The sequence below is a fragment of the Nitrospira sp. KM1 genome (assembly GCF_011405515.1).
Lineage (GTDB): Bacteria > Nitrospirota > Nitrospiria > Nitrospirales > Nitrospiraceae > Nitrospira_C.
Genome location: NZ_AP022671.1, coordinates 4,034,033 through 4,045,630, shown reverse-complemented (window position 1 = coordinate 4,045,630; position 11,598 = coordinate 4,034,033). Strand labels below are relative to the sequence as shown.

The window sequence follows — 11,598 nt, the reverse complement described above, 5'->3', positions numbered from 1 at the left end:
CGACTCGCCCTGCTTAGAACTTCAGACCGCCCTCTCGCGAGGCATCGGCCAGGGCTTTGACTCGCCCGTGATAGAGGCGTCCTCCCCGATCGAACACAACCGTCTGAACCTTGGCGCCTTTGGCCCGTTCAGCCAGCAGCGTTCCCACCGCTTTGGCAGCCGCAATGCTACTCGTAGACTTCAGTGCAGACCGCAACGATTTATCGAGGGAAGAAGCCGCAACCAGCGTCGTCCCCTTAAGGTCGTTGATGATCTGTGCGTAGATATGCCCTCTGCTCCGAAAGACATTCAATCGAGGTCTTTCATCCGTACCGAACACCCGTTGCCGCACACGCTGTTTTCTTCTTTCTAAATGACTGGCTTTGTCTGCACTATTCATGGATTCCTACTTCCCGGTCTTGCCTTCCTTCTTGCGCAGGACCTCTCCGGCATACCTGACACCCTTCTGCTTGTACACGTCCGGCGGCTTGATCGCCCGCAGATTCGCCGCCACCTGGCCAACCAGACGTTTATCGATGCCCTTGACATTGATCAGCGTCTGCTTGTCGATCTTCACATCGATCCCGGTCGGAATGGGAAATACGACAGGATTGATGAAGCCAACGTTGAAATTCATCGTTTTGCCCTGAAGGGCAGCCTTGTATCCCACACCAGTAATCTCAAGATTTCGCTCGTAGCCCTTTGTCACACCATGGACCATATTGTTGAGTTCCGCTCTGACCAGCCCATGCAGCGCCCGGACTTTCCGGTCTTCGTTGGCTCGCGTCACGATGACCTGTCCTTTGTCAACGGAGACGCCAATGCCTTGCGCCAACTTCCAGTCGAGCTTTCCCAACGGCCCTTTCACCGATACGACAGAGCCCTTCACCGTGACATCCACTCCACTGGGAACCGGGACCGGCTTTTTTCCTATACGTGACATCGATACGTCATCCTTCTCACAAGTTGGGCATTCCTTCGCGTTACCAGATTGAACACAGAACTTCACCACCCAAGCCGGCCTTGCGCGAAGCCTGATCGGTCATGAGCCCCTTGGACGTGGACAGAATGGCCATTCCAATGCCATTGCGCACACGGGGAATGTCCTTGATACCGACATAGACGCGCCGACCTGGCTTGCTGATCCGTTCCATCCCGGTGATCATGGGTTGCCCTTCACCCACATACCGCAACTGCACTTTCAACACCGGATGGCCGTCTTCGTCCGCGGTTTCGACGCCGTGGATGTACCCTTCGGCTTGCAGGACGCGTAAAACTTCCCGCTTGAGCTTCGAAGCTGGGACCGTCACCACTTCGTGCTGCCGACGAAACCCATTTCGCAATCTCACCAACAAATCACTGATCGGATCTGTCACCATGTAGAAATCCCTTCACCCGCTAATCAATGGACAACGACGTACGCCGACGTTACCAACTCGCCTTCCGCACCCCGGGAATCTCTCCCTTGAGGCTCAGCAACCGAAAGCAGATCCTGCACATTTTGAATCGCCGCAGGAATCCATGAACCCGGCCGCAGATCCCGCACCGGTGATACGCCCTCGTCGTGAACTTCGGTTTTTCAGCGCACTTGTTTCTCAGGGCTAGTCTGGACACGCGTTCCTCCGTTACGTTCTAAACGGCATCCCCAATTGTCGGAGCAATGCCTTGCCTTCATCGTTGGTGCGAGCGGTCGTCACGATCGTAATGTCCATGCCGTGGATCGAGGCGACTTCGTCATACTTGATTTCAGGAAAGATCAGCTGCTCTTTCAGTCCCAACGTATAGTTTCCACGGCCATCGAAAGCCTTGGGAGACACTCCGCGAAAATCCCGAATGCGAGGAAGAGCCAGCGTGACCAAACGATCGAAAAATTCGTACATTCGACGGTTCCGCAGCGTCACCTTCGTGCCGATCGGCATGCCCTGACGCAATTTGAATCCTGCGATCGCTTTCTTGGCCTTCGTGATAATCGGCTTCTGACCGGTAATCGTCGCCAATTCCCCTGCAGCGCTCTCAAGCAGCTTCACGTTCTGCGTGGCTTCGCTCATCCCGACGTTGAGCACGATGCGCTCAAGCTTCGGCACCTGCATCACATTCTTGTATGAAAACTCTTTCATCAGAGCGGGAACGACCTGATCCCGGTACATGTCACGTAACCTGGGCTTAAACTTCGACTCTTCACTGCCGTCATCCAGGGCTTGAGGGGTCGAGCCGCTCTCTTTTCTTGATGACCGCCCTGCCGGCTTCGCGCCCTTCGCTGTCTTTTTTGAATCTTTTACTTCCGCCATCGAACCGTCCTCACTCCTACTCAACGAGTTCCTTGGATTTCTTGCTGAATCGCACCCGACGGCCGTCACTCTGCGTCCGCATTCCGAGACGGGTCGGCTTTTGCGTCACCGGACACAAATACATGACATTGGAGATCGCGAGCGGTGCCTCGCGCTCCAGAATTCCACCCTGCTTCACCTTCTGATTCGGCTTGGTATGCCGTTTGATCATGTTCAACTTCTCGACGATGACCTTTCCGGCAGACCGGTCGACCGAAAGCACTTTCCCGGATTTGCCGCGATCGCGACCCGCGATCACAACCACGGTATCTCCCTTACGAATTCGGCTTTTCTGAAGCGATTCCACGATTACTCCTGAACCTATTCCGGCTAGAGAACTTCCGGAGCCAACGAAATAATTTTCATGAACTTCTTCCAACGCAATTCACGCGCGACCGGGCCGAAGATGCGCGTCCCGACCGGTTCGCCGTCCTTGTTGATGAGCACGCATGCGTTGCGATCGAACTTGATGTAGGAACCGTCTTCCCGGCGGACCTCCTTCGTGGTCCGAACGATGACAGCCCGGCTCACATCACCCTTCTTGACCGTGGCCTGCGGAATAGCCTCCTTGACGGCCACGACAATCACGTCCCCGAGCGAGGCATACCGTCGCTTTGATCCTCCCAGCACGTGGAAACACATGGCCTGCTTCGCTCCTGAGTTGTCGGCCACGTCCATGTAAGTGTAGTTCTGAATCATGATCTCTTTCGTTCCTTACCCGACTCCGAAAACTCTAGTCGGCTCGCCCTTTTTCCAATACTTCCACGACGCGAAAATGCTTGTCCTTGCTGATCGGCCTCGTTTCAATCATTCGAACTCGATCGCCGACATTGCACGAATTCTGTTCATCGTGCGCCTTCAGCTTGGTCATTCGCCGCAGCACCTTGCGGTAGATAGGGTGCACGACGGAACGTTCAACGGCCACCACAACTGTCTTGTTCATCTTATTGCTGATGACACGCCCGACCCATTCCCGTCGCTTAACCTCAGCCTCTGCCATACATCAACCCTTTCGCCTTATTCGGCCGTCTTGCGGCCCTGCAGTTCCGATTGGCGCATGATGGTCTTGACCTGCGCAATCGTTCGCTTGGTTTTTCTGATTTGCATCGGATTTTCCAATCGCCCGGTTCCCAATTGGAACCGAAGATTAAACAACTCCTGGGTCAGTTGTTTTTCTTTCTCCAACAACTCTGGAGCAGTCAATTGCTTGAGTTCTTTCAAATCCATGAGCCGTACCGCCTTCTCTCCGGTGAACGATCGACCTAAAACTCTCCTCGGGCAACGCATTTCGTCGCAATGGGAAGCTTGTGAGAAGCGAGACGAAATGCTTCATTCGCAATATCCGAAGTGACGCCGCCCATCTCATAGAGGATTCGCCCAGGCTTCACGACAGCCACCCAATATTCAGGATTGCCTTTCCCTTTACCCATTCGAGTTTCTGCCGGCTTTTTGGTAATCGGCTTGTCGGGGAAAATTCTTGTCCATACCTGACCGCCCCGCTTCACATAGCGGGTAATGGCGATCCGAGCAGCCTCGATTTGCCGACTGGTCACCCAGCCAGGCTCAAGAGCCTTCAATCCGAATTCGCCGAGGGTGACCTGGCCGCCACGATAGGCCTTCCCTCGCATTCGACCCTTCATCATTTTTCTGAACTTGACTTTTTTCGGTGCTAACACGATTGCCTCATGACTTAGCCTAACCGTCGCTCTAGCGCAGACTCCGGCTTCAAGGGTTGAGCAGGGAGAATTTCCCCCTTATAGATCCAGGTCTTGACGCCGATCTGACCCATGGTCGTATGGGCCTCCGCAAACCCGTAATCCACCTCGGCACGCAGCGTGTGCAAGGGCACCCGACCTTCGCGATACCATTCAGTTCTGGCGATTTCCGCTCCACCGAGTCGCCCCGCAATCATGATCTTGATGCCTTGAGCTCCAAGCCGCAGCGCCGATTGCACGCTTCGTTTCATTGCGCGGCGAAAGGCCACGCGCTTCTCCAATTGAGTGGCTACATTCTCGCTGACAAGTTGGGCATCCAATTCCGGCTTTTTGATTTCCTTGACCGTAATGTACACTTGACCGCCGTACTGCTTTTCCAATTCGGCCTTCAACTTGTCGACCTCGGCCCCCTTGCGGCCGATAATGATTCCCGGACGGGCCGTATGAATGATCACCCGGGTTTGGTCTCCGGAACGCTCGATCTCCACCTTCGCCACGCCGGCGTGAAACAATTTCTGTTTCACGACCTTTCGGATCTTGATGTCCTGATGAAGCAACTTGGCGTAATCTTTTCCGGCATACCACCTGGAACTCCACGTGTAGTTGTATCCGAGCCGATATCCGATTGGATGTGTTTTTTGACCCATACGATCTGTGCCTCAGTTCTGCGGCGGAAAGATTTCCGGTCCGCTCACACGCCTTGACTTAGTGTTTCCTGCCGACGTCAGCCGATTCGACGACGACGGTAATATGACTGGTGCGCTTTTGGATCGAATTCGCACGTCCCATCGATCTCGCGCGGAAGCGCTTATAGATTGGCCCACAGTTTACGAACGCTTTGGACACCCGCATGGATTCGCTGTCGCCCAACTCCTTCTGTTCAGCATTGGCGACGGCTGAGCGAAGCACCTTTTCGATGACCCGCGCCGCATGACGAGGAAGATGCTTGAGCATCGCCAAGGCCATGGGAACTTGTTGTCCTCGTATCATGTCCACGACCGGACGGGCCTTGCGAGGAGCCACGCGAACGAATCGAAGTATTGCTTGTGCTTCTGCCATATGCGGTTTCCCTTACTTGAGCGCGACTGCCTTTTCAGTTTTCGCCTGTCCGTGCCCTTTGAAAAACCGAGTCGGAGCAAATTCGCCGAGCTTGTGACCGACCATGTTTTCCGTGACGAACACGGGGATGAACTTCTTGCCATTATGAACGGCGAATGTATGACCGATCATATCGGGCACCACCGTGGATCGGCGTGACCACGTCTTAATTATTTTACGATCCTTCGTTTGATTCATCTGCGCGACCTTCTTCAGCAGATGATCGTCAATGAACGGCCCTTTGCTTACCGACCTCGGCATCGCTGGATCTCCTACTTCCGTCTGGCGATAATGAACTTGTTGGTGGATTTGTTTTTACGCGTCTTATAACCCTTCGTCGGCAGTCCCCATGGAGACACCGGATGGGGATTGCCCTGCCCAGACTTCCCCTCTCCTCCACCGTGCGGATGATCGACCGGGTTCATGACGACACCGCGCACGTGAGGCCGACGACCCAGCCATCGGGTTCTTCCGGCCTTTCCAACGTTGATATTTTCGTGATCGACATTGCCAACCTGCCCGACCGTCGCCATGCATGTCCCAAGAATCCGACGCATTTCGCCGGACTTCAGCCGGACTTGAACATAATTCCCGTCACGACCCATCACCTGGGCAAACCCTCCGGCGCTGCGAATCAGTTGCCCGCCTTTTCCCGGCTTCAACTCAATATTATGTATCGTGGTGCCAAGCGGCATCTTCGAAAGTGGCAATGCATTGCCTGCTCGCACTTCTGAATCTTCTCCCGACTGCAAGACATCTCCCACTTGCAGCCCTACAGGAGCGAGAATATAGCGATGCTCACCGTCCTGATAGCTGAGAAGTGCGATCCGTGCAGAGCGGTTAGGATCATACTCCAAAGCCACCACTTTGGCCGGAATGCCGACCTTGTCTCGACGGAAATCAATTTTCCGATACAGGCGTCGGTGACCAGCGCCACGAAATCTTACGGTAGTCCGACCGTCATTGTTACGTCCGCCCGTACGGAGGTGGAAGGACGTGAGGGACTTTTCAGGTCTTTTCTTCGTCAACTCCTTGGTCGTCACGATAGTCATTCCGCGACGTCCAGATGTAGTCGGCTTATATGCTTTCAGGGCCATGTGCTTCTTTCATCCCGCACCGGTCGTAACCGGAACGACATCTCCTCTATGCACCTTCATACAGCTCAAGCTTTTCACCCTGCTTGAGCTTCACGAACGCCTTCTTCCAATCCGAACGCTTTCCAGAAAAACGTCCAAGACGCTTAATCTTCCCCTGAACGTTCAGGACATTGACCCGCTCGACTTTCACTTTCAACAACGTTTCGACGGCCTGCTTGATCTGCACGCGATTGGCAGAAGCATGCACAAGAAACCCGACCGTATTGCTGCTCTCGCGCAATGCGGTGATCTTTTCCGTCAACAACGGCTGAATGAGCACATTGTGAAGATCTGTTTTCATGCCCAGACCTCCTTCAAACGCGCCACATCACGCTCCGGAATCATGATCGTTCCCGCGCGCACGATATCATAGACGTTAAGACGGTCCGGCGCGACGACTCCGACTCCGGCAAGATTCTTGGCTGCCTGAGTCAATCCGGTATGTCCCTCTCCAGCGATGATCAGGATGTGAGACCCTTCTCCAAACTGCTTCAATGTTTTCGCCAGCACTTTGGTCTTGCTTGATTCGAGCGTGAAATTCGAGACGACGATCACATGTCCATCCGCCAGCTTTGCCGATAGGGCGCTTTGCAGAGCGGCTCGGTACTTCTTCTTCGGCATGTTGAATGCGTAGCTTCTCGGCTTCGGCCCAAAGACCGACCCACCGTGACGCCATACAGGCGAGCGCAATGAACCGGCCCTGGCACGTCCTGTGTGCTTTTGCTTCCAGGGCTTCTTCCCGGACCCGCTCACTTCACCTCGACGGAGAGTAGAAGCCGTTCCTTGCCGCTCACAAGCCTGCTGCATGACCACGGCTTCATGCACAAGCGTTCGGTGGGGCTTACAACCGAACACCTCCGGAGGAAGCTCCGCGGACCCCACTTTTCGTCTGTTCAAATCTATGACATCAACCGTCGGCATGCCCTATCCCTTCTTAGACTTTCTGACGATCACCAGACCGTTAGCCGCACCAGGAACGGCGCCACGGACCAACAGGAGATTCTCCTCGGGGCGCGAATCGATGACCTTCAGTCGCTGAGTGGTCACACGCTCCGCACCCATGTGCCCCGGCAACGTCTTTCCTTTCCAGACACGAGAAGGAAAAGAGCTGGCTCCGATGGAACCCGGCGCGCGATGAAACATGGAGCCATGCGATTCCGGACCGCCCGAATAATGATGCCGACGCACGACGCCCTGAAAGCCCTTGCCCTTCGACACGCCGATGACATCGACCCAATCACCCTTCTTGAACAAATCGGCTTTAATCACTTGGCCGACAGCGACATCACCGGTCTTCTTGAATTCTTTCAACGTGCGCATGGCCGGAGCCTGATGCTTCTTCAAATGACCCAGTTGCGCCCCGGAAAGCTTCCGGTCCTTGGTCTCTTCGTACGCCAACTGGACGGCTTCATAGCCGTCGCTTTCCTTGGTCTTGACCATCACGACACGACAGGGTCCTGCTTCAATGACGGTCACGGGTACAAATTGACTCTCGTCAAACACCTGCGTCATTCCCAACTTTTTACCGAGCAACCCGTTCGTCATAGCGGCAAATTCCTTACTGACCTCAGATCACAGCTTGATTTCGACGTCGACACCCGCAGCCAGATTCAGCTTCATCAGCGAATCCATCGTCTCAGGCGTGGGCTCCATAATATCCATCAGCCGCTTGTGCGTTCGAATTTCAAATTGTTCGCGAGCCTTTTTATCAGCGTGCGTGGCACGTTGAACGGTAAATTTCTCGATGCGCGTCGGCAAGGGTATGGGACCGACGATCTTCGCACCGCTTCGGCGAACAGTCTCGACGATTTCCGCGACCGACTGATCCAAAACGCGATAATCAAACCCGCGCAATCTGATTCTGATTCTTTGATCAACCTTCACGCTCTTCTCCTCGCATCACTGCATCGATCAATACCGCGCACTGCCCCGCTATTGCCTGCTTCGCTACGCCAGGATTTCGGTGACGACGCCGGAGCCGACGGTCTTGCCGCCCTCACGCACGGCAAAGCGCAACCCCTGATCCATCGCAATCGGGCTGATCAACTCCGCCGACACGCTCACATTGTCCCCCGGCATCACCATCTCCACCCCCGGATTCAACGACACGATCCCCGTCACATCCGTCGTCCGGAAGTAAAACTGCGGCCGGTACCCGTTGAAGAACGGCGTATGCCGTCCCCCTTCTTCCTTCGTCAGCACATAAATCTCCGCCTTGAACTTCGTATGCGGCGTAATACTCTTCGGCTTCGAGAGCACCATCCCCCGCTCCACGTCCTCTTTCTTCGTCCCCCGCAGCAGCACCCCGATGTTGTCGCCCGCCTGCCCCTCGTCGAGCACCTTGCGGAACATCTCCACCCCCGTCACCACCGTGCTCTGCGTCGGCTTCAACCCCACGATCTCGATTTCATCCCCCACCTTCACGATGCCCCGCTCACAGCGGCCCGTCACCACCGTGCCCCGGCCGCTGATCGTAAACACGTCTTCGATCGGCATCAAAAACGGCTTGTCGATCGGCCGTTGCGGCGTCGGAATATAGCTGTCCACCGAATCGAGCAATTTCATGATCGCCGGCACCCCCAGCGGACCCCCGTCGCCTTCCATCGCCTTCAAGGCGCTCCCCTGGATGATCGGCGTCTTCTCGCCCGGAAAATCATACTTCGAGAGCAACTCCCGCACTTCCAATTCCACCAGGTCCAACAACTCCTTGTCATCGACCTTGTCCGCCTTGTTCAAGAACACCACGATGTAGGGCACCCCGACTTGGCGCGCCAATAAGATGTGCTCCCGCGTCTGCGGCATCGGCCCGTCCGCCGCACTGACCACCAGGATCGCCCCGTCCATCTGGGCCGCTCCCGTGATCATATTCTTCACGTAGTCGGCGTGCCCCGGACAGTCCACATGCGCATAGTGCCGCTTGTCCGTCTCGTACTCCACGTGACTGATGGCGATCGTCATGATCTTCGTCGCGTCCCGCCGGCCCTGGCTCTCCGACGCCTTCGCCACTTCGTCATAGCTGATGAACTTCGCCATCCCCTTGTCCGCACACACCTTCGTTAAGGCCGCTGTCAACGTCGTCTTTCCGTGGTCCACGTGCCCGATCGTCCCGATATTCACATGCGGCTTCTTCCGCTCAAATTTCGCCTTCGCCATGCCGAATTCCTCCCTACGACTTACACTGCAATAATCAATTATTCGCCGCGGTACTTTGCCATGATCGCTTCCGAGATCTGGCGCGGTACTTGATCGTAGCGGTCGAACTCCATACTGTAGGTCGCGCGGCCCTGCGTTCTCGAACGAAGATCCGTGGCATATCCGAACATTTCCATCAACGGCACGGAGGCCTCTATCGCCTGAGCTCCGGCACGCACCTTCATACCTTGCACCTTGCCGCGGCGTCCGTTCAAATTTCCAATCACGTCGCCCATGAACTCCTGTGGAACCAGCACTTCCACCTTCATGATGGGCTCGAGCAGCACCGCATCGGCCTTTTTGCACGCGTCAGAAAATCCCATGGAACCGGCGATCTTGAACGCCATTTCATTGGAGTCCACTTCATGATACGACCCATCGATCACCGTCACCTTGATATCGCGAAGCGGATATCCGGCAATGACGCCATTCTCCATACGTTCCTTGACACCTTTTTCGATCGCCGGGATGTATTCCTTCGGAATCGCACCACCAACCACCTTGTTGACAAATTCCAGACCCTTTCCAGGTTCGGACGGCTCGACGGTAAGCACGACATGGCCGTATTGCCCGCGCCCCCCGGTCTGCTTGATGTACTTTGATTCAGATTCGGCTTTCCGCCTGATTGTTTCACGAAACGCGACTTCAGGCTTCCCGACGTTGGCTTCAACTTTGAATTCCCGCAACAACCGATCAACGATGATTTCCAGATGCAGTTCACCCATACCGGCAATGATGGTTTGGGCAGTCTCCTCGTCGGTACGCACGCGGAACGACGGGTCTTCCTGAGCGAGTTTCTGCAAGGCAAACCCCATCTTTTCCTGGTCCTGCTTGGTTTTGGGTTCGATAGCCATCGCGATAACTGGCTCCGGAAACTTCATCACCTCGAGCAGTACCGGCTGCTTTTCATCGGCAAGCGTGTCGCCGGTCGTGGCGCCCTTGAGACCGACAGCGGCAACAATGTCTCCTGCATACACGGCATCGATTTCTTCCCGTTTGTTGGCATGCATCTTCAGAAGACGACCGATGCGATCCTTGGTCCCCTTGGTGACATTGAGGACAGGCGTGCCGGTCTTGAGCGTACCGGAATACACTCGGAAATAGGTCAACTGGCCGGCGAACGGGTCTGACATAATCTTGAACGCGAGCGCGGCAAACGGCTCATTGTCAGCGGGCTTGCGCTCAACTTCCTTGCCGGTATTGGAATCGATCCCCTTCACAGGCGGAATGTCCAATGGAGAGGGCAGAAAATCCACAACTCCGTCCAACAACTGCTGGACACCCTTATTCTTGAAGGCGGATCCGCAAAGCACCGGAGTGACCTTCATGGCAATCGCTCCGGCGCGCACGACACGGCGCACCTCTTCTTCAGTCAGCGGCTGGCCGTTGAGATATTTCTCCATGACATGGTCATCGAATTCGGCAACGGCCTCAAGCATCTTCTCGCGATACTCCTTGGCCTTATCCAGCAAATCGGCAGGGATCTCCTCGACCTTGTACTTGGCACCCAGAGTCTCATCGTCATAGACATACGCCTTCATCGTGATGAGATCGATTGATCCCCTGTACTCCGACTCTTTTCCGATGGGAATCTGAATAGGAATGGGGTTCGCTCCCAGCCGATCGATAATGGTCTGAACACTGAAATAAAAATCGGCACCGATGCGGTCCATTTTGTTCATGAACGCAATGCGGGGAACCTGGTATTTGTCCGCCTGCCTCCAGACAGTTTCCGACTGCGGCTCGACTCCTTGCACGGAGTCAAAGACCGCGACCGCGCCGTCCAGGACGCGCAACGACCGCTCGACCTCAATCGTAAAGTCCACGTGACCCGGCGTATCAATGATATTGATGCGATGGTCCTTCCAAAAGCAGGTGGTGGCAGCTGCCGTAATGGTGATGCCGCGCTCGCGCTCTTGCTCCATCCAGTCCATCGTGGCGGCGCCTTCGTGCACCTCACCCATCTTATGCGTCATCCCCGTATAGTAGAGGATGCGCTCGGTCGTGGTAGTTTTCCCGGCATCAATATGGGCCATGATGCCAATGTTTCGCGTGCGTTCTAACGGAGCTTGCCTAGCCACATTCATCCCCTAAAAATACACGTGCTGCAGACTGAGCCGACAATTGCCGCGATCAGGGGCACTCCGCGTC

General features: G+C 55.4%; 20 protein-coding genes. All 20 read right to left on the bottom strand.

What is annotated here, in order from left to right:
* Window positions 1-13: 13 nt before the first annotated feature.
* The gene (gene rplR, locus W02_RS19110; RefSeq protein ID WP_173050655.1) at window positions 14-379 is read right to left on the bottom strand and encodes a 50S ribosomal protein L18; all 366 of its coding nucleotides are present in this window, start codon (window positions 377-379) and stop codon (window positions 14-16) included.
* A 6-nt stretch (window positions 380-385) separates the two neighbouring features.
* Complete coding sequence (gene rplF / locus W02_RS19105; RefSeq protein WP_173050653.1) at window positions 386-922, bottom strand: 50S ribosomal protein L6; 537 nt, start codon at window positions 920-922, stop codon at window positions 386-388.
* Between the two features lie 40 nt (window positions 923-962).
* Entirely contained in the window at window positions 963-1,358 is a 396-nt protein-coding gene (gene rpsH, locus W02_RS19100) for a 30S ribosomal protein S8 (RefSeq protein ID WP_173050651.1), read from the bottom strand.
* Between the two features lie 49 nt (window positions 1,359-1,407).
* Window positions 1,408-1,593 carry a type Z 30S ribosomal protein S14 gene (locus W02_RS19095; protein WP_173050649.1) on the bottom strand — a complete coding sequence of 62 codons (186 nt, stop codon included), beginning with the start codon at window positions 1,591-1,593 and terminating at the stop codon, window positions 1,408-1,410.
* An 11-nt stretch (window positions 1,594-1,604) separates the two neighbouring features.
* A complete protein-coding gene (gene rplE / locus W02_RS19090) occupies window positions 1,605-2,267 on the bottom strand; it encodes a 50S ribosomal protein L5 (protein WP_173050647.1) in 663 nt (220 codons plus the stop codon).
* Window positions 2,268-2,283: 16 nt separating this feature from the next.
* Entirely contained in the window at window positions 2,284-2,613 is a 330-nt protein-coding gene (rplX, locus tag W02_RS19085) for a 50S ribosomal protein L24 (protein ID WP_173050645.1), read from the bottom strand.
* Between the two features lie 23 nt (window positions 2,614-2,636).
* Window positions 2,637-3,005: a 50S ribosomal protein L14 gene (gene rplN / locus W02_RS19080; RefSeq protein WP_173050643.1), complete on the bottom strand. Its 369-nt coding sequence runs from the start codon at window positions 3,003-3,005 to the stop codon at window positions 2,637-2,639.
* 34 nt (window positions 3,006-3,039) lie between these two features.
* Window positions 3,040-3,306, bottom strand: a complete 267-nt coding sequence (gene rpsQ / locus W02_RS19075) for a 30S ribosomal protein S17 (RefSeq protein WP_173050641.1) — start codon at window positions 3,304-3,306, stop codon at window positions 3,040-3,042.
* Between the two features lie 17 nt (window positions 3,307-3,323).
* Window positions 3,324-3,533 carry a 50S ribosomal protein L29 gene (gene rpmC / locus W02_RS19070; RefSeq protein ID WP_173050639.1) on the bottom strand — a complete coding sequence of 70 codons (210 nt, stop codon included), beginning with the start codon at window positions 3,531-3,533 and terminating at the stop codon, window positions 3,324-3,326.
* A 35-nt stretch (window positions 3,534-3,568) separates the two neighbouring features.
* Window positions 3,569-3,982 (bottom strand): 50S ribosomal protein L16, encoded by a 414-nt coding sequence (gene rplP / locus W02_RS19065; protein WP_173050637.1) that lies wholly within the window; start codon window positions 3,980-3,982, stop codon window positions 3,569-3,571.
* Window positions 3,983-3,996: 14 nt separating this feature from the next.
* The gene (gene rpsC, locus W02_RS19060; protein WP_173050635.1) at window positions 3,997-4,668 is read right to left on the bottom strand and encodes a 30S ribosomal protein S3; all 672 of its coding nucleotides are present in this window, start codon (window positions 4,666-4,668) and stop codon (window positions 3,997-3,999) included.
* A gap of 58 nt (window positions 4,669-4,726) precedes the next feature.
* Entirely contained in the window at window positions 4,727-5,080 is a 354-nt protein-coding gene (gene rplV, locus W02_RS19055) for a 50S ribosomal protein L22 (protein ID WP_173050633.1), read from the bottom strand.
* Window positions 5,081-5,092: 12 nt separating this feature from the next.
* Complete coding sequence (gene rpsS, locus W02_RS19050) at window positions 5,093-5,380, bottom strand: 30S ribosomal protein S19 (RefSeq protein ID WP_173050631.1); 288 nt, start codon at window positions 5,378-5,380, stop codon at window positions 5,093-5,095.
* Between the two features lie 11 nt (window positions 5,381-5,391).
* Window positions 5,392-6,216 carry a 50S ribosomal protein L2 gene (rplB, locus tag W02_RS19045; RefSeq protein ID WP_173050629.1) on the bottom strand — a complete coding sequence of 275 codons (825 nt, stop codon included), beginning with the start codon at window positions 6,214-6,216 and terminating at the stop codon, window positions 5,392-5,394.
* A gap of 46 nt (window positions 6,217-6,262) precedes the next feature.
* Window positions 6,263-6,556: a 50S ribosomal protein L23 gene (locus W02_RS19040; RefSeq protein WP_173050627.1), complete on the bottom strand. Its 294-nt coding sequence runs from the start codon at window positions 6,554-6,556 to the stop codon at window positions 6,263-6,265.
* Window positions 6,553-7,176, bottom strand: a complete 624-nt coding sequence (gene rplD / locus W02_RS19035) for a 50S ribosomal protein L4 (RefSeq protein WP_173050625.1) — start codon at window positions 7,174-7,176, stop codon at window positions 6,553-6,555. Before rplD ends, W02_RS19040 begins: the two co-directional genes overlap by 4 nt.
* Before the next feature lie 3 nt (window positions 7,177-7,179).
* Window positions 7,180-7,800, bottom strand: a complete 621-nt coding sequence (gene rplC, locus W02_RS19030) for a 50S ribosomal protein L3 (RefSeq protein ID WP_173050623.1) — start codon at window positions 7,798-7,800, stop codon at window positions 7,180-7,182.
* 27 nt (window positions 7,801-7,827) lie between these two features.
* The gene (gene rpsJ / locus W02_RS19025) at window positions 7,828-8,139 is read right to left on the bottom strand and encodes a 30S ribosomal protein S10 (protein ID WP_173050621.1); all 312 of its coding nucleotides are present in this window, start codon (window positions 8,137-8,139) and stop codon (window positions 7,828-7,830) included.
* Between the two features lie 63 nt (window positions 8,140-8,202).
* Window positions 8,203-9,408, bottom strand: a complete 1,206-nt coding sequence (gene tuf / locus W02_RS19020; RefSeq protein WP_173050601.1) for an elongation factor Tu — start codon at window positions 9,406-9,408, stop codon at window positions 8,203-8,205.
* Window positions 9,409-9,446: 38 nt separating this feature from the next.
* The gene (gene fusA, locus W02_RS19015; RefSeq protein WP_173050619.1) at window positions 9,447-11,528 is read right to left on the bottom strand and encodes an elongation factor G; all 2,082 of its coding nucleotides are present in this window, start codon (window positions 11,526-11,528) and stop codon (window positions 9,447-9,449) included.
* Between the last annotated feature and the right edge of the window lie 70 nt (window positions 11,529-11,598).

Excerpts from the sequence above, each read along its gene's own strand:
- rplC (WP_173050623.1), bottom strand. The coding sequence starts at position 7,800 with ATGACGAACGGGTTGCTCGGTAAAAAGTTGGGAATGACGCAGGTGTTT.
- rplN (WP_173050643.1), bottom strand. The coding sequence starts at position 3,005 with ATGATTCAGAACTACACTTACATGGACGTGGCCGACAACTCAGGAGCG.
- rpsQ (WP_173050641.1), bottom strand. The coding sequence starts at position 3,306 with ATGGCAGAGGCTGAGGTTAAGCGACGGGAATGGGTCGGGCGTGTCATC.
- rplR (WP_173050655.1), bottom strand. The coding sequence starts at position 379 with ATGAATAGTGCAGACAAAGCCAGTCATTTAGAAAGAAGAAAACAGCGT.
- rpsH (WP_173050651.1), bottom strand. The coding sequence starts at position 1,358 with ATGGTGACAGATCCGATCAGTGATTTGTTGGTGAGATTGCGAAATGGG.
- rplE (WP_173050647.1), bottom strand. The coding sequence starts at position 2,267 with ATGGCGGAAGTAAAAGATTCAAAAAAGACAGCGAAGGGCGCGAAGCCG.
- rplD (WP_173050625.1), bottom strand. The coding sequence starts at position 7,176 with ATGCCGACGGTTGATGTCATAGATTTGAACAGACGAAAAGTGGGGTCC.
- rpsC (WP_173050635.1), bottom strand. The coding sequence starts at position 4,668 with ATGGGTCAAAAAACACATCCAATCGGATATCGGCTCGGATACAACTAC.
- W02_RS19040 (WP_173050627.1), bottom strand. The coding sequence starts at position 6,556 with ATGAAAACAGATCTTCACAATGTGCTCATTCAGCCGTTGTTGACGGAA.
- rpsS (WP_173050631.1), bottom strand. The coding sequence starts at position 5,380 with ATGCCGAGGTCGGTAAGCAAAGGGCCGTTCATTGACGATCATCTGCTG.
- rplB (WP_173050629.1), bottom strand. The coding sequence starts at position 6,216 with ATGGCCCTGAAAGCATATAAGCCGACTACATCTGGACGTCGCGGAATG.
- rpmC (WP_173050639.1), bottom strand. The coding sequence starts at position 3,533 with ATGGATTTGAAAGAACTCAAGCAATTGACTGCTCCAGAGTTGTTGGAG.
- rplV (WP_173050633.1), bottom strand. The coding sequence starts at position 5,080 with ATGGCAGAAGCACAAGCAATACTTCGATTCGTTCGCGTGGCTCCTCGC.
- rplF (WP_173050653.1), bottom strand. The coding sequence starts at position 922 with ATGTCACGTATAGGAAAAAAGCCGGTCCCGGTTCCCAGTGGAGTGGAT.
- tuf (WP_173050601.1), bottom strand. The coding sequence starts at position 9,408 with ATGGCGAAGGCGAAATTTGAGCGGAAGAAGCCGCATGTGAATATCGGG.